Origin of the sequence: Mycobacterium sp. E136 (assembly GCF_001666865.1) — a bacterium.
Classification (GTDB): Bacteria; Actinomycetota; Actinomycetes; order Mycobacteriales; family Mycobacteriaceae; genus Mycobacterium.
The window spans coordinates 1-16,346 of record NZ_LZJE01000052.1 but is presented as its reverse complement, the minus strand read 5'-3'; the positions used below and the strand labels follow the sequence as shown (position 1 = coordinate 16,346).

Genomic DNA, 16,346 nt, shown 5'->3' with positions numbered 1-16,346 from the left:
AGCATTGCATGGATTCGCATGGGACTGGCGCCGAGGTCATTCAGGACTTGAAAACCTACTGCAAGGTGCCGCGATTCGTCGCTGTTGACCTTATTGAATACTTCCCCGCAAATTGGGTCGTCGACCTCATCAAGGAGAAATTTCAGCAGGGCCCCGTCCAGCGCGGTCTCCAGTGCGGGAATCGCGGCACCTTGCAGTAGGTTTTCAAGTCCTGAATGACCTCGGCGCCAGTCCCATGCGAATCCATGCAATCCAAACGGTCGGCGCTGTGATGGACCCCCGTATTCTCACTGGCGCGTTGCTGTATATACCGCTTCTCACGCGCATGTTGATGAATCTCAACGCGATGGGGCTATCCGAAGAGAAGCTGTACAACGCGGTGACGCGATATGGCAATGTCGGGGACCGCAGTGAGCACACGCGGAGGGTGCCTGGATATCACATCTTGAAGGCCCACATGTCCTCCTCGATCAAGCGGTCCCAACCCCTTCACTTCGTTTCCCAGCGCTTAGGCAATGCGATCGACATCTTCCCCGTGCAAGTACTCGGGCGACCGCCTTCATGGACGGATGAACTGACCTATGAACCGGTCGCTAAATGACGGACACGGTAACGACTTTGATCGTCGGCGCCGGCTTCGCGGGTATCGGTACGGCGATGAGAATGCTTCAAGCGGGCATTAACGACTTTGTCATCTTGGAGCGATCACATCGCATCGGGGGCACCTGGCGTGACAACACTTACCCCGGCGCCGCCTGCGACATTCCGTCATTGCTGTACTCCTACTCGTTCGAGCCGAACCCAGGCTGGACTCGCGCATACTCGGGGAGCGCAGAGATCCTCGCCTATATCGACGCGATTGTCGCGAAATACGATCTTGGGAGGTTCATTCATTTCGGTGCGGACGTGAGTGCACTGGAATTCGACGAGGATGCCGGAGAGTGGGTTGTCGACACGACCGGCGGCAGGCGGTATAGGGGCCGTTCAGTCGTGATGGCTAGCGGACCACTTGCTGACGCCAGTTTCCCGGATATTCGTGGCATCGAGTCGTACGAGGGGAAAAAGATTCACAGTGCTCGGTGGGACCACTCCTATGACATGAGCGGTAAGAGGGTGGCGGTTATCGGGACCGGGGCGAGCGCTGTGCAGATCGTTCCCGAATTGGTCCAGTTGGCGGCGTCGGTCAAGGTGTTTCAGAGGACGCCCGGCTGGGTCCTACCGAGGGTGAATTTCCGGCATCCGGCCTGGGCGCGTTCGACTTTCAAGCGCATGCCGGCAACCGAACAGGCCCTACGAGGTGCGTGGTTCTGGGCGCATGAGGTCATGGCCGTGGGCATGGTTTGGGATACCGCTGCCACATCTGTCATCCAAGCGGCCGCGAAGGCGAATCTGCGTCGGCAGGTGAAGGATACCTGGTTGAGACGTCAGCTAACACCGCAGTTCAGACCTGGGTGCAAACGCATGCTTATGACTAACGACTATTACCCTGCTCTCCAGGCCGATAACTGCAAACTCGTCAGCTGGCCGATCGCCACACTGGCTCCGAACGGAATTCGAACCGCCGACGGCATCGAGCATGAGGTGGACTGCATAGTATTCGCGACAGGCTTCGATGTGTGTAAACGCGGTACGCCATTTCCGATCCGAGGGCGCGACGGACGAAAACTCGAAGACGCGTGGTCTGAGGGGAGATTTGCCTACAAGAGCGTGAGTGTGGCCGGCTATCCGAATTTGTTCTTCACTTTCGGGCCTAATTCCGGTCCTGGCCACAACTCTGCCCTTCTATATATGGAGGCAGCAATCGATTACATCGTAAAAGCGATCGAGCTCTTGCGCGACGAAGGTAACGGAGTCCATACCCTGGATGTGAAAGAGGGTAGCCAAAACGCGTACCACTCCAATATTCAGCGGCGGTTACGACGCACGACATGGAACTCGGGTTGCAGCAGCTGGTATTTAACGGAGGACGGCTATAACGGCACGATGTATCCGGGCTTTGCGACTCAGTTCACCAGGGAACTGTCCCGTCTGGATATGCGGGATTACGACATCACTCGGCGTGACGATGCTGACCTGAAGTTGACACAAACACGCTGAACTGCAGCAGCGGATAGGGTAAACATCAAAGCGCACGTGAGGAAGTAATGGGTTCTGAGTCTGGGCAGCACTACAAAATTGTAATAGTCGGAGCCGGGTTTTCTGGGATTGGTACAGCCATCAGCCTGTTGAAGGCCGGATTTGCGGACTTTCTTATAGTCGATGACGCCGATGGCGTCGGCGGCACATGGCACTGGAATACGTATCCGGGAATAGCGGTCGATATTCCGTCCTATAGTTACCAGTTCTCTTATGAGATGCGAACATCCTGGTCACGTACTTACGCTCACGGGGATGAGTTGAAGGCTTATGCAGAGCGGTGTGTAGAAAAATACGGACTCCAAAATTACATCCGGTTCAACACGACTGTGGACGAAGCCTGTTTCGACGAAGGCGCCGCACTATGGCGGCTGAGCTGCTCCTCTGGTCAGAATCTGACCGCGCGTTTTGTGATAAATTGCTCTGGCGTTCTCAGTCGGCCGAAGTGGCCTGATATTCCAGGAGTGCGCGACTTCGCCGGCGTGACGCTGCATACGGCCAGATGGGACCACACGAAAGATCTCACCGGTAAGCGGGTGGCGGTGATCGGGACTGGGGCATCTGCGGTGCAGCTGATTCCCGAAATCGCGAAGATCGCATCAAGTCTGACGGTCTTCCAGCGAACGCCGATTTACTGCTTGCCGAAGCCGGATTTCTCCATACCGAGCTGGGCCGCGACAGTGATGCGGTTGGTGCCAGGGGCACAACTGATGACGCGCACTGCGAGTCAGGCGTTCGTCGAGTTCACATTTCCAATCGCAGCTCATTTTCACTCGTTGATCCCTGTGTCGGACCTCATGGAAGAGGCGGCGAAACGCTATATGCGTCGGGCGGTCGACGATCCGGTGACTCGAGACCAACTCATTCCTCGCTATTCGTTGGGTTGTAAGCGACCGAGTTTCCACAATTCCTATCTCGCAACGTACAACCGTCGCAATGTTTCGCTCGAGACCAGCGGCATCACCCATGTCGACCATGCCTCGGTTCACACGGAAGATGGCAAGAGTTATCCGATCGATGTCATGGTCTTGGCCACCGGGTTCAAAGTGATGGAGTCGGGCAATATGCCGACTTATGTGCTGAAGGGACGCGGTGGAGTGGAGCAGTCTGCCTGGTGGGATGAGCACCGCCTCCAAGCCTTCGAGGGTGTGAGCGTCCCAGGGTTCCCGAATCACTTCAATATCTTCGGTCCCTATGGTTACAACGGCTCCTCCTACTTCACACTCATCGAGGCGCAAAGTCGGCATATCGTCCGCTGTCTTCGTCGTGCGCGCACGCTGAAGGCTGATTACGTAGAGGTCAGACAGCAGGCGAACGACCGCTACTTCGCTGACATGGTTAACCGCCGACATCGACAGGTTTTCTGGCAGCCGAGCTGTTCCAATGCCAACAGTTACTATTTCGACAAACACGGCGATGTTCCGTTGCGTCCGTCAACGACCCTGGAGACTTACTGGCGTAGCCGCACCTTCCGGCTCTCCGATTACCGATTTGAACGTCGCGCAGAATCCGTGGGCGCACGGTGACCGACACTGATGCGACGGACCGGCGCCCCAGTCTTGCAAGTCATTTCGTGGCAATGACTTCGCGAAACACACTGCGTCCGCTGTCGCAACTCATCCCGTCGAACGCCCACGGCCTCGCGGTGATGGATCGCGTACTCCGGATGGCGCTTGTGGGATCGCGGCCCCGCCGAAGCGTGGCGGTTCGCACAATAGATACCGAGTTCGCCGGGAATCAGATACGCGGGGATTGGATCACTTCTCCTGCAGTCGATCCACACGCGGTTCCGTTGCTCTACATTCATGGCGGCGCCTACTCCATGTGCTCACCGGCTACCCACCGCGGCCTGCTCGGTGAACTTGCCTCCGCGAGCGGTCGGCCCATCTTTGCGGTGAGGTATCGGCTAGCTCCACGCTATCCCTTTCCCGCTGCCGCCGACGATGCACTGAACGCATACCGCTGGCTCGTCACAGGGCAGCCTTCGGCTTCCGGCGAACGCGGTGTTGCGGTGGCCGGGGACTCGGCGGGCGGCCAGCTCACGATGGCCACCGCCCTTGGCGCACGTAGTGACGGACTTCCGCTGCCGGATTCGATGCTTCTCATGTCTCCGGTCCTGGATCTGACATGTGAACTCGCGAGGGCACGCGAACTTCGCCGCCGTGATCCTTTCGCCTCTGCTCGGTCCGCGGCCCGCGCTCTTGACCTGTACGTGGCTGGTGCAGATCACCGCAATGAGCGAATCAGCGTGCTCGACGCAGACCTCAGGTCCATGCCACCGATCCTGATTCAGGTAGGCGGAAGAGAAATGTTGATCGATGACTCGAGGCATCTTGCCGACCGCCTCCGATCGGCCGGATCAAGCGTTGAGATACAGGTGTACCGGGGACAGATCCACGTGTTCCAAGCCATGTTCCGAATCCTGCCCGAGGCTCGTGAGGCGATCCACCGCGCTGGAAACTTCCTGAAAGCTTCGGCCCACCGGTGAAAGTGTTGGGACCGTGGATGCTCCACTGCCACCGCGCCATCAACTGCTTCTTAGCTGTCTCATGACAGGCGGCTTTGCGAGGGATCCTCGAGGACACGATCCGTCGATAGTGATCATCGGGGCCGGCGTCGCGGGTATCGCCATGGCCCATCAGCTGAAGAGGGACGGATTCACCAACTTCACCATGGTGGAAAAGGCTGCAGACATCGGCGGCGTCTGGCGCGACAACACCTATCCAGGAGCGGCTTGCGACGTGCCGTCAGCGTTGTACTCACTCTCGGACAAGCCCAACACTCGTTGGTCGAGACGTTATGCAGAACAGCCCGAGATACTCCAATATCTTCGCCGACTCGTCCTGGCCGACGGAATGGACCTGCAGCTGCGCACGCGGACCGAAGTCGTCGAGATGACCTTCGATGAACAGGCCGGCCGTTGGCGTTTGGTGACCGAATCCAGCGAGACGATCTGGTGCGATGTCGTGATTTCGGCCGTGGGGCAGCTCTCGCGACCTCATACGCCGAATATTGCCGGCGAAGACACCTTCGAGGGGCCGCGTTTTCATTCGGCGCGTTGGGACCATTCGGTATCGCTGCGCGGCAAGGAAGTAGCCGTCATCGGGACAGGCGCAAGCGCGATACAGTTTGTGCCATGGATCGCACACGAGGCACAGCGCGTAACGCTGTATCAGCGCACGGCGCCTTGGATTTTGCCGAAGTGGGACAGCAGGTACGGACGTCTTCACCAACAGCTGATTAAGGTTCTGCCGCTGTGGCCGCGTCTTGAGCGTTTCGCGGTATGGCTGATTTTTGAAGTGCTCGCAGTGACGTTGGTCGACGCGAAGCCCTTGTCACGCATTCTCGGCGCGGTCGCCCGCTACCACCTCCATCGGCAGGTTGCCGATCCAATGCTGCGCCGGCAACTCACGCCATCAGATGCGCCGGGGTGCAAGCGGGTGTTGTTCTCGAATGATTACTACCCCGCGATTGCCAACGGTGAAGTCTCGTTGGTGACCAACGCGGTTGCGAAGCTTTGCGACAAGGAAGTCGTGACCGACGATGGCGTACTCCACCACGCGGACGTCGTCATTTACGGAACAGGTTTCCGCGCTACCGACTTCCTCGCCCCGATGCGTGTTCGCGGCTGGGGCGGAGTGACTCTGGACGAGGTGTGGGGGACGCAGGCGCACGCATACCTGGGCATTACAGTCCCGATGTTCCCGAATCTCTTTCTCCTCTATGGCCCGAACACGAACGTCGGTTCCGGGTCGATCATTTACATGATCGAGTCTCAGGTCCGCTATGTCGGTGCCCTCATCAAGATTTTGGCGAGTGCCCCAGGGCGTACGGTCGACGTCAGGCCAGACATCGAGCAAAGCTACAACACACGATTGGGCCGGCGGCTGCGAAGGTCGGTGTGGGCGCTTTGCGCGAGCTGGTACACGACCTCGAGTGGCGCGATCCCGACGAACTGGCCTGGGCCTACATTTGCCTACCGGATCCTCACCCGCAAACCACGCAATCACGATTATCTATTCAGGCACGTTGAACGCCTTCAGTTAGACGGCCCGAGTGAGAACGGCGCGAGGCTGCGCAGATGATCCGGGTCGCAGGCGGTGTCTAACATTTCACTGTTCATTGTTCGAATATTGACATTCAGCACATCTATGTAAACTGTTACCAGATACCCGTGCAGCAGAGCGCCCAGGAGGCATCGTGGCTAATCAGCTTCTCGCACTCACGCGTCACCCCAAGGAGCGGTTGACGTCTGTCCTGTTGGCGCCCGCCCCCCGCGTCGTCGATGACAAATGGCGACAGTGGAGTCGGGACTGGAGAGTCCGGGAACTTGCGCTGGCCCCCGCCGGATCTGGGCTGAGAGCCGTCCTAGGGGACGCTGGACTCCCGTTGCTGGGGCACACTGTCGACTACATCCGATTTGGTTCAGAATTCAGTCGGGAGCGTTACGAACGTTTGGGCTCGGTGTCGTGGATGGGCGCATTCGGTACCAAAATGGTGGTCATCGCCGGTCCAGACGCAACGCGTGAGGCGTTCACAAGCGAAGCCAAGGCCTTTTCTCAGGATGGCTGGTCCTTCTTGATCGATGCTTTCTTCCATCGCGGGTTGATGCTCATGAGCTTCGACGAACATTTGATGCACCGGCGCATCATGCAGGAGGCGTTCACGCGTCCTCGCCTGACCGGATATGTCGGGCAGGTGGCCCCGTGCGTTCGCGCAGCCGTGCCCGCGTGGCCGACCGGTCCGTCGGTCCGGATCTACCCGTTGTTGAAGAATCTCACCCTCGATATTGCCACGGATGTCTTCATGGGTGGCCGCGGCAAGGACGAGAGCGCTGCTGTCAACGAGGCGTTCATTTCCACTGTTCGCGCGGCGAGTTCCTTTGTGCGAGTTCCACTCCCGGGCACCAGGTTCCGCGCCGGCGTGCATGGGCGGCGCGTGTTGGAGGACTACTTCTCCCGACACCTGCCGGCCGCGCGTGCAGGCGAGACCGACGATCTATTCGCCGCCCTATGCCAGGCGACCACGGAAGACGGTGAACGATTCTCCGACGAGGATGTGATCAACCACATGATCTTTCTCATGATGGCCGCCCATGATACCTCCACGATCACCACCACTGCTGTGACCTACTTCCTCGCTAAACATCCTGAGTGGCAGGAGAAGGCAGCGGCGGAGGCGCGGTCCTTCGGTGACGATTCGCCAGATATCGACGAACTGGAGCAGATGACGGTCCTCGATCTGATCCTCAAAGAAGCTCTGCGTCTGCTGGCGCCCGTTCCGCTGGTGATGCGCAAGACCGTCCGCGATGTCGCCATCGACGGCTATCACATCCCCCGTGAAACCTTGTGCGCAATCACACCCGCCGTAAATCACTTCGACCGCAGAATATGGAGCGACCCGGACCGTTTCGATCCGTCGCGCTTCGATGAGCCCCGGCGCGAGGACCAACAGCACCGATTCGCCTGGGTGCCGTTCGGCGGGGGGGCGCACAAATGCATTGGGATGCAGTTCGGCACACTCGAGGTGAAGGCAATCCTGCACCAGATGTTGCGTACCTACACTTGGACGGTCCCAAACGACTATCACGTGCGTTGGGACAACACCTCGCTGCCCATTCCCGTGGACGGACTGCCTGTGACGTTGCGGCACCGATGAGCGGTGAGAACTCGCCTTACCTGGAGCCCACGGAGTTCCTCGATTGGCAACATGAATCGGTACGCGACTTCGTTGCATCGGCGACCCGCGGCGCGGTCGACGACACCACGAAGGCCATAGCCATCTTCACTGCGGTCCGCGACTCGATTTGGTATGACCCCTACACCGTGACCGATGACCCGCATGCGTATCGCGCCAGCACCATCGCAACTGCAGACCGCGCTTACTGCGTCCCGAAGGCGGTGCTCTTGACGGCGGCCTGCCGAGCAGCAGGCATCCCAGCGCGGCTGGGGTTCGCCGATGTCCGAAACCACCTTCAGACCGAGACATTGCGTGAGCGGATGGGCGGTACCGACGTATTCGTCTACCACGGATACAGCCTCATGCATCTCTGCGGTGTCTGGGTCAAGGCAACTCCGGCGTTCAATCGCGAGCTATGCGCACGGTTCGGCGTCCCGCCAATTGATTTCGACGGGCGCACAGACGCCCTGCTGCACGGGTTCGCCGGTGACGGCACACAACACATGGAATATCTGAGGGATCGAGGCGCCTTCGACGATCTACCGCTGGCAGAGATCCTGCAAGCGCTCAGAACCCACTACGGGACGCTCATAGGCGATGCGAGTCGCCATCCAGACCTGTTCGCCTGAAGGGCCGATGCGAAATGCACAGCACGATGCAAGACGTCCAGCTCACAATCTCGGCAATTGTCCGCCATGCCGCCTCCATTCACGGAAACAGCGAGGTGATCACCCCCGACGGAACTGGATGCCGAAGTATGTCCTACCGTAGCGTCCTGGGGCGAGCGGGCCGACTTGCCAATGCGTTGCGCGGGCTGGGAATAACGGCAGATCAACGGGTGGCCACTTTTCAGTGGAGTAACCAAGAGCATCTCGAGGCCTACTGCGCGGTTCCCTCCATGGGCGCGGTGCTGCACACCCTCAACATTCGTTTGGCTCCAGAGCAACTCGCGTACATCGCCAACCATGCCAGCGATCAGATCATCCTGGTGGATGCGTCGGTTGCGCCATTGTTGGCTAGTGCGCTACCAGCGATGGAGTCGGTGCATACGGTCATCGCCACCGGGGGCGGCGACCTCGCTCCGCTGCAGCGATGCGGGAAGACGGTGTTGCGTTACGAGGAGATCCTGGCGCAGCAACCGGAGACTTTCGATTGGCCCGAGATCGATGAGCGTTCCGCCGCGGCCATGTGCTACACCAGCGGGACTACTGGAAATCCCAAAGGTGTTGTCTACAGCCACCGTTCGACCTACCTACATGCACTGACCGCCTGCACGTCGAACGCCCTGGCAGTGAGCGAGGCCGACCGTATCCTGGCCATTGTCCCGATGTTTCACGCCAATGCGTGGGGACTGATCTACGCGGCGTTGATGTCTGGTGCGGACTTGGTATTACCCGATCGCCATCTGCAGGCCGCGCCGCTGGTGTCGATCATCGAAGAGACTCAGCCGACTATCGCCGGTGCAGTGCCGACGATCTGGAACGATGTCGATCGATACCTGGAATCGAATCCCGCCCGGGATATCTCCTCACTTCGGCTGGTTGCCTGCGGGGGATCGGCAGTCCCCGTCTCGCTGATGCGGGCATTCGAAGACAAGTACAACGTGCCTATCGTGCAGGCATGGGGCATGACCGAAACCTCGCCGCTGGCTACCGTCGCACGCGCAGCGCACGGAGTAGGCGAGACCCGTGCGTGGGAGATGCGCGAAAGCCAGGGTCGGCCGATGTGCGGTGTCGAGATCCGGTTGCGTGACGACCATAAGAAGACCGTGCCGTGGGACGGTCGATCAGTGGGTGAAATACAGGCGCGGGGCCCGTGGATCACCGGCGCCTACTTCGGCGAAAATGATCCGGACAAGTTCGACGGAGGGTGGCTGCGCACCGGCGACGTCGGCCGGATCGACCCAGACGGGTATCTCACGCTGACCGATCGTGCGAAGGACGTCATCAAGTCAGGTGGAGAATGGATCTCCTCAGTCGAGCTGGAAAACACGCTGATTGGTCACCCGGCGATCTACGAGGCTGCGGTGGTGGCAGTTCCCGACGACAAATGGCAGGAAAGACCGCTCGCCCTGGTCGTGGTTCACCGTGGAGCCGAGGTCGACATCGACCGACTGCGCGCGTTTCTGTTGGACAAGGTCGCCAAGTGGTGGATCCCGGAGCGGTGGAGCTTCGTGTCTGAGATTCCCCGAACAAGCGTCGGAAAATACGACAAGAAGGCCATACGCGCGCGTCACTCCGCCGGCGAGTATCAGATCGAAACGTCCTAAGAAATCAAACCCATTGATATTGAACAGCCGAGAGGGAATCCTGTGACAGCATCAATTTCTCCCTGGATGAGCGCCGAATTGCTCGAGCTTCGTGACCTTGCCGCGAAGTTCTTCTCGACCGAATTGGCACCACATGCGCAACGTTTCGCAGACCAGCACCAAGTTGACCGAGAATTGTGGCACAAAGCCGGCGAACTAGGCCTGCTCTGCATGTCCATACCCGAAGAATACGGCGGGGGAGGCGGCACATTCGCGCACGAAGCCGTCGTACTCGAAGAGCAAGCCCGAGTCGGGGACAGCTCATGGGGCGCAGGGCTGCACAGCGGAATCGTCGCGCACTACATCCTCCAGTATGCGGCCGAAGAACTACGGAGGCAGTGGCTGCCCAAGATGGCCTCAGGCGAAATGATCGGTGCTATCGCCATGACGGAGCCAGGGACCGGTTCTGATCTGCAGAGTGTCAAGACCAAAGCAATTCTTGACGGTGACGAGTACGTGATCACCGGCGCAAAGACCTTCATCACCAACGGTCAGCAAGCCGACCTGATCATCGTCGTCGCCAAGACAGATCCAAGTCAGGGCGCCGCCGGCATCTCGCTGATCGTCGCCGAAGCCGATCGACCCGGATTCCGGCGCGGCAAGGTCCTCGACAAAATCGGCCAACGCGGACAAGACACCTCCGAGTTGTTCTTCGACGACGTAAGAGTTCCCCGCTCGCACCTCCTGGGCGAGACCGAGGGTCAGGGTTTCATTCAGCTGATGACGCAGCTACCTCAAGAGCGGCTCATCGTCGCGGTTGGGGCGGTCGCGGCGATGGAACTTGCCGTGGAGCAGACACTCAAATACACCCGTGAGCGGGAAGCGTTCGGACGGCCCGTCTTCGGCTTCCAGAACACGAAATTCATCTTGGCCGAAGCTGCAACCGAAACGCGCATCGCACGAGTATTTTTGGACTACTGCATCGACCTACACCTCGCGGGCCAACTCGACGTCCAGACCGTCGCCATGGCGAAATGGTGGACCACTGAGCGAGCGATGAAGGTGCTCGATGACTGTTTGCAGCTCCACGGCGGATATGGGTACATGACCGAGTATCCCATCTCGAGATTGTGGGTGGACCAGCGCGTGCAGAAAATCTACGCCGGCACAAATGAGGTGATGAAGGAAATCATCTCGCGTTCCCTATGACCCTGAACGATTTGCCACCTGCACATTACTCACCTGTGAGGGTGATGGCATCGACAGTGGTGCCGTATCGCCACGAAATGGGTGGACATTGCGGATCGGGTGCCCTTCGGGAGTTGATACCAGATGCTCCTATCTTCAGGCAATGAGTTCTTCAGGCAATGAGTTCGTTGGTTCTTCTGCTGGGTTGGCGGAGGGCGTGGTAGATCTCGCGGGCGATGTACGCTTGATGCAGCGCATGATCTCGTTCTTGGTTTTGCCTTCGGCCAGGCGGTGAACGAAGTAGTCGCGGGTGGGCTGGTGACGGTGCATGCGCACCACCAGGATGACGTGCAGGGCACGGTTGGCGTCGCGATTGCCTCCCCAATTGAGCCGGTGGCGGATCGTTTTGCCGCTGGAGGCTTCCAGTGGGCTGACCCCGCAGAGTTTGGCGAAAGCGGCGTCGCTGCCGATCCGAGCGGGGTTGTCGCCGAGGGCGGTCAGCAGGGTGGCAGCGGTGTCGGGCCCGACGCTGTAGCTCGGGTGCGGCGGTGGCGGTGATGGTGTCGACGTGGCGTTCGAGTCGGGCGGCTGCGGTGTCGAGCTGGTGGCAACGTGCCGCCATCGACTTGATAGCAGTAAAGAAAGTTCTCACATCGCAGGCCAGCGGCGGTCAGGCGGGCGTTGGTCGCGCCTGCTGCCCGCGCCGTCTCGATGCGGCGAGGAGCGAGGACAGTCCTGGCTTGTCGTGGTGCCAGGATGCCGTGGCCGTTGAGATGTACAGCGCTCGTCGTCGTGTGCAAGCTTGTGTGGCGGCGGACGGAGGGCGAAGCGTAGCGAGCGGCGCGGACGGGAGCGCCAGCGGACGGGAGCAGAGGGAGCGTAGCGAAGCCCGCAGGTAGCCGCCGGTTCCTCGCGGGCTATGGCGGCCCGGGCTCCGCTGAGCATCAGTTGCGGGTCTGCGCCATGGCGATGGGACTCGTAGGATGGCGGTTGTGAGCGGGATGCTGGCGCAGCGTGCACGGCGAGAGGCCGAGACGCGACTGGTGGGGCAGCTGCGGCGGTTGGCGCATGTGCGGGGTGTCGCGACGACTGCCGAGCGGCTGAGTCGGCGGTTCGATGCCCAGACAGCGGACTCTTTGGTGGCAGCGGCGTGGCTGCACGATATCGGCTACGCACCGTCGTTGCGCCGGACCGGGTTTCATCCGCTCGATGGCGCAGAGTTTGCCCGGGCGGCGGGTTTTCGGGAGCTGGTCGCCTCCCTGGTGGCGTTCCATACTGGGGCGCACGCGGAAGCTGCCGAGCGCGGCTTGTCAGGTTTAGCGGCGTTCAGCGATCCGCCCAGCGATGTTCTGGATGTGTTGACCTTTTGCGATCTGACGACCGGGCCGGACGGGGCGCCGGTATCACCGCGAGATCGATTGATCGAGGTGTTGGGCCGCTATGGACCCGAGGACCCGGTGCACCGCGCGGTCGACGCGGGGCGCGACGAACTGTTGGCGGCGGTCCGACGGGTACGCGATTGGCTGTAAACCCAGCCGGTTAGCCGAGGTAGGGGCTGTCGCGGTGTTGCAGGTAGTGCTCGATGCGCAGTCGCATCGACGGGTGCATGTCCAGATTGGGGATGTCGTCGGGATCGGTCCAGGCGATGTCGGTGCTTTCGTGATCGATGGCCAGGGTACCGCCGAGCACCTTGGTGGTGAAGGACAGAGAGAACTGTTGGCGGACTTCGCCATCGGTGAACGCGACGACATGCTGCGGGTTGGTGTAGACACCGACAAGGCCGGTGACTTCAATGTCGAGCCCGGTTTCCTCTTTGACTTCCCGGACGGCGGTGTCGGCAATCGTTTCGCCGATGTCGTGTCCGCCGCCGGGTAGCGCCCACAGGGTGTTGTCGCGGCGTTTGATCAGCAGGATACGACCCTGTTCGTCGGTGACGATGGCCGAGGCTGACGGAACGACGCTGTTGGGCAGCGGGGCGTTGGGGTCGTTGTAGTAGTCGGTTCGCATAGGGTTCAGCCTTTCGCGCTGAGCGGTCTGGCGCGATCCCAGACCTGGGTGAAAGCGTCTTCGAGGGTGGCCCAGAGCCGTGGTTCGTGGTGGCGCGACAGCACAAGCACGGGGTTGTTGCGCCCGGGTGAGCCGTAGATGTGGAAGTTGACGATCATGGCGTCGTCGACCCGGAAGATCGACGTGTAGAGCGTGGTGTCGTGGGTGCGGATATCCAGCCCCGGGGTATCGGCATGCGGGGCGAGCAACTCCACGGACGTGCGGCAGCGGGCGATGACGGCCTCGCCGATGCCTTCCTCCTTGCCGCGCAGGATCGTGGTGGCAGTGTCAGGATCCCCGACGAGAAACCGCACCGCCACACCGCGGGCGGCGGCGTCGAGCAGAATGTCGAGGAAGCCGTCGAGGGTGTCAAACAGGAACGTGGCCGCCAGGACGAGGATGTCGATGCCGGTGGTGGCGTCGCCGAAATGCTGCTGCCACGTCGTGATCGGCAGCTGGGTGCGGCTGGCATACAGCGTCGCGGTGAACGGACCACCCAGCGACGTCGTCGCCAGCGCGCTCGCGGTAGGGGCAGGATACTGGTTGGGCCACAGGTTGTGCGGTGTGCAGCCAAGCAGCTTAGCGGCGCGGCGGGCGTTGTCCTCGCGGACGTTGTAGTCGATGTTGGCCAGCCAGCGGCGCACCGTCTTGATATCCACGCCCACCGCAGTGGCGAACCTCTGTGGGGAGAGTCCCTTGGCGTGCAGCCGTTGGGTGAGGCGATCGTTGGGGATCGTGGCGGCCTCGGCGTCGCCGTCCTGATCGCCCGTCGTCTCAGCGCACATCTTTCCGTGTCATCCCTGTCCATCCTCAGCGCGTGGTTCCTAGTTTGCCATGCGACTGCCGCCGCCCCGCGGCGGTGATGCCCGTCCGATGCCCACGGGCATGTCCCTGTCGTGTCCGAAATGTCTGCGGCAGTGTCGGCAATGCCTGCCAACGTCCCTCGCTACGTCCGCGATGTCCACGTGAACTGAGCCCAGCGCCGCAACGGGGCGCAAACAGATCACGAAAGGAACAGCGGGACAATGCGTTTAAGAATCGACACATCAGGCACACGGTTCATCGTCACCCGAGCGGCCGAGCCGCGGCTGAACTTCGAGACCGGCAGCCCAAAAGTGGACACCGCCACCGGCGTGCCACTGTATGCCGCGCAGCTGTTGGCGTTGGATGACACCGGTGGTGAAGTGCTCAACGTCACCGTCGCCGGGGATCCGAAAGTGACAGTCACCCAACCTGTTTCAGTCGCGGGTCTGGTTGCTATCCCTTGGGCTCAAGGTGATCGCAGCGGCGTGGCGTTCCGTGCCGACGCCATCACCCCCACCAACCCCGCGGCTGCGCCGAGCGATCAAGCGTCCCGCGCGCAGAAATAACCCCATTTGCTGGGGCGCGGCGCTCGTGGGTGTCGCGCCCCAGCACGTGAGCTGCTATCGACCATTCACTCACCAGAGGGACGCTTGTCATGGCATCAAACTACAAAAACAGCAAGAACTCTCAATCCAACGACGACGACTGGATCACCGACCTCATCCTCTCACTGTTCAAAGCGGCCGGGTATCTGCTGTGGTGGGCGGTCCTGTTCCCGGCCATCAGCATCCCGATCATCGCCAGCGTGGCGATGGCCATTACCCATGGCTCACGCGCGGGTCTGATCATCGGTATTGCTTTCGCTGCCGCGTATGCGGGCTGGGCGTGGCTGGACCCGCGATCGTTTCACGGATGGGTCACCGAGCCGGTGCGGCGGCGCTGGTTGACCTGGTCGCGCTACACCCGCACCTGGCAATCGGTGTGCACCCTGCACGGCCTGACCGCCACACTTGGCGAACGCACCTTGGTGCCGACCTTGCAGTCGGTGCGCATCGGCAAGACGACCGACGTCCTGGCGCTGCGAGTGGTCACCGGCCACTCCCTGGCTGATTGGCACAAGCAATCCGAGGCGCTAGCCGCCGCCTGGCGTGCCGACCGGATCGCCATCCGCGCGACCGCGCCCGGAGAGCTACGCATCACCCTGATGCGCGGCGACGTGCTGGCCGACCCGATTGCCCTGCCCATGCCCACGACGGCGACTGCGGTGGATGTGGGGTCGCTGCGGGTCGGGATCACCGAAACCCGCCACTGGTGGCACCTACCTCTGCTTGGCCACCACCTGCTCGTGGCTGGCGCGACCGGCGCGGGGAAAGGTTCAGTGTTGTGGTCACTGATCGCTGGCCTCGCCCCCGCCGTGAAAACCGGACAAGTGCGGCTCTGCGTCATCGACCCGAAAGGCGGCATGGAACTGGGCGCCGGAGCACCCATGTTCACGGTGTTCACCCACGACGCCACTGGCACCACCCTGTACCTGCTGCGGCAACTAGTGGAGGTGATGCACGCCCGCGCCAATCGGTTACGGGGCAAGACGCGCATGCACACCCCGACTCCGACTGAGCCGTTATTCGTGGTGGTGATCGATGAGATCGCCGCGCTGACTGCGTATGTGACCGACCGCAAGGTGCGCAGCGAAATTGAACAGCTGTTGGGCCTGCTGCTCTCCCAAGGCCGGGCCGTCGGCATTTCGGTGGTGGCAGCGGTGCAAGATCCGGCCAAAGACACCCTGCCGATGCGGCAGCTGTTTACCGTGCGAATCGGGTTGCGGTTGACCGAAGCCACCCAAACCACCATGGTTTTGGGCCAGGGCGCCCGCGACGCGGGGGCCGACTGCGATCACATCCCCGACACCACTCCCGGTGTGGGCTACATGATGATCGATGGCACGGCCCAACCGGTGCGGGTACGGGCATTTCACGTCGCCGACCACGACATCGCCACTCTGGCAGCACGATTCCGGCCACCTCGTGCCGCGACCCGAACCAACCAGTCCAACAGCGGGCGCACCGACACCGCCCGGGGTCAACGGTGACTACTGCAACGACAGCCCCCACGCTGGTGTTGCCCGGGGTTCCCGGCTCGATCGACACCAATGCGGTGGTGGATCAGATGGTGCGCCGCGCGTCCTCGACGGGGTTCGAATCGTGGTGGCGGCGCGCGGAATCTGTTGGCTTCTGCGCCCACCCCA

14 protein-coding genes and 3 pseudogenes are annotated in these 16,346 nt (G+C 61.2%); 13 read left to right on the top strand and 4 right to left on the bottom strand.

Translation table 11 applies throughout. From position 1 onward, the window contains the following. A pseudogene (locus tag A5698_RS27815) lies at nucleotides 1-191 on the bottom strand (ferritin-like domain-containing protein); the annotation flags it as partial. On the opposite strand from A5698_RS27815, the pseudogene A5698_RS03890 reads away from it, so the two are divergent. The 9 genes and pseudogenes from A5698_RS03890 to A5698_RS03850 form a co-directional block, all read left to right on the top strand. After that, nucleotides 179-601 (top strand): annotated as a pseudogene (locus A5698_RS03890) (ferritin-like domain-containing protein); the annotation flags it as partial. The pseudogenes A5698_RS27815 and A5698_RS03890 sit on opposite strands and share 13 nt — an antisense overlap. After that, nucleotides 598-2,097, top strand: a complete 1,500-nt coding sequence (locus A5698_RS03885; RefSeq protein WP_046285467.1) for a flavin-containing monooxygenase — start codon at nucleotides 598-600, stop codon at nucleotides 2,095-2,097. The pseudogene A5698_RS03890 and the gene A5698_RS03885, both read left to right, overlap by 4 nt. Before the next feature lie 47 nt (nucleotides 2,098-2,144). Next, on the top strand, nucleotides 2,145-3,662 hold the full coding sequence (locus A5698_RS03880) for a flavin-containing monooxygenase (RefSeq protein ID WP_046285468.1): 1,518 nt from the start codon (nucleotides 2,145-2,147) through the stop codon (nucleotides 3,660-3,662). Beyond that, nucleotides 3,659-4,624: an alpha/beta hydrolase gene (locus tag A5698_RS03875; RefSeq protein ID WP_046285469.1), complete on the top strand. Its 966-nt coding sequence runs from the start codon at nucleotides 3,659-3,661 to the stop codon at nucleotides 4,622-4,624. The genes A5698_RS03880 and A5698_RS03875 overlap by 4 nt, the downstream gene beginning before the upstream one ends. Nucleotides 4,625-4,685: 61 nt before the next feature. After that, complete coding sequence (locus tag A5698_RS03870; protein WP_068293534.1) at nucleotides 4,686-6,221, top strand: flavin-containing monooxygenase; 1,536 nt, start codon at nucleotides 4,686-4,688, stop codon at nucleotides 6,219-6,221. Between the two features lie 115 nt (nucleotides 6,222-6,336). Further along, on the top strand, nucleotides 6,337-7,794 hold the full coding sequence (locus tag A5698_RS03865; protein ID WP_047037865.1) for a cytochrome P450: 1,458 nt from the start codon (nucleotides 6,337-6,339) through the stop codon (nucleotides 7,792-7,794). Beyond that, on the top strand, nucleotides 7,791-8,444 hold the full coding sequence (locus A5698_RS03860) for a transglutaminase-like domain-containing protein (protein WP_012394811.1): 654 nt from the start codon (nucleotides 7,791-7,793) through the stop codon (nucleotides 8,442-8,444). The genes A5698_RS03865 and A5698_RS03860 overlap by 4 nt, the downstream gene beginning before the upstream one ends. A gap of 14 nt (nucleotides 8,445-8,458) precedes the next feature. Further along, the gene (locus A5698_RS03855; RefSeq protein WP_046286959.1) at nucleotides 8,459-10,084 is read left to right on the top strand and encodes a fatty acid--CoA ligase; all 1,626 of its coding nucleotides are present in this window, start codon (nucleotides 8,459-8,461) and stop codon (nucleotides 10,082-10,084) included. 66 nt (nucleotides 10,085-10,150) lie between these two features. Continuing rightward, a complete protein-coding gene (locus A5698_RS03850; protein ID WP_016889182.1) occupies nucleotides 10,151-11,272 on the top strand; it encodes an acyl-CoA dehydrogenase family protein in 1,122 nt (373 codons plus the stop codon). 135 nt (nucleotides 11,273-11,407) lie between these two features. Here the strand turns inward: A5698_RS03850 and A5698_RS29275 are convergent, their stop codons facing one another. Continuing rightward, entirely contained in the window at nucleotides 11,408-11,722 is a 315-nt protein-coding gene (locus A5698_RS29275) for a transposase (RefSeq protein WP_229477557.1), read from the bottom strand. Between the two features lie 521 nt (nucleotides 11,723-12,243). Between A5698_RS29275 and A5698_RS03840 the strand changes: the two genes are divergently transcribed. Continuing rightward, complete coding sequence (locus A5698_RS03840) at nucleotides 12,244-12,780, top strand: HD domain-containing protein (protein ID WP_012394808.1); 537 nt, start codon at nucleotides 12,244-12,246, stop codon at nucleotides 12,778-12,780. Nucleotides 12,781-12,790: 10 nt separating this feature from the next. Here A5698_RS03840 and A5698_RS03835 read toward each other — a convergent pair whose 3' ends face one another. Together A5698_RS03835 and A5698_RS03830 are read right to left on the bottom strand one after the other, a co-directional pair. Further along, entirely contained in the window at nucleotides 12,791-13,258 is a 468-nt protein-coding gene (locus A5698_RS03835; RefSeq protein ID WP_012394807.1) for an NUDIX hydrolase, read from the bottom strand. Between the two features lie 5 nt (nucleotides 13,259-13,263). Beyond that, the gene (locus tag A5698_RS03830; RefSeq protein WP_012394806.1) at nucleotides 13,264-14,082 is read right to left on the bottom strand and encodes a hypothetical protein; all 819 of its coding nucleotides are present in this window, start codon (nucleotides 14,080-14,082) and stop codon (nucleotides 13,264-13,266) included. A gap of 240 nt (nucleotides 14,083-14,322) precedes the next feature. On the opposite strand from A5698_RS03830, the gene A5698_RS03825 reads away from it, so the two are divergent. The 3 genes and pseudogenes from A5698_RS03825 to A5698_RS29270 form a co-directional block, all read left to right on the top strand. Further along, a complete protein-coding gene (locus A5698_RS03825) occupies nucleotides 14,323-14,667 on the top strand; it encodes an SCO3933 family regulatory protein (protein WP_011893911.1) in 345 nt (114 codons plus the stop codon). 89 nt (nucleotides 14,668-14,756) lie between these two features. Further along, on the top strand, nucleotides 14,757-16,190 hold the full coding sequence (locus A5698_RS03820) for an FtsK/SpoIIIE domain-containing protein (RefSeq protein WP_046284113.1): 1,434 nt from the start codon (nucleotides 14,757-14,759) through the stop codon (nucleotides 16,188-16,190). Then, nucleotides 16,187-16,346: pseudogene (locus A5698_RS29270) on the top strand (replication initiator); the annotation flags it as partial. The gene A5698_RS03820 and the pseudogene A5698_RS29270, both read left to right, overlap by 4 nt.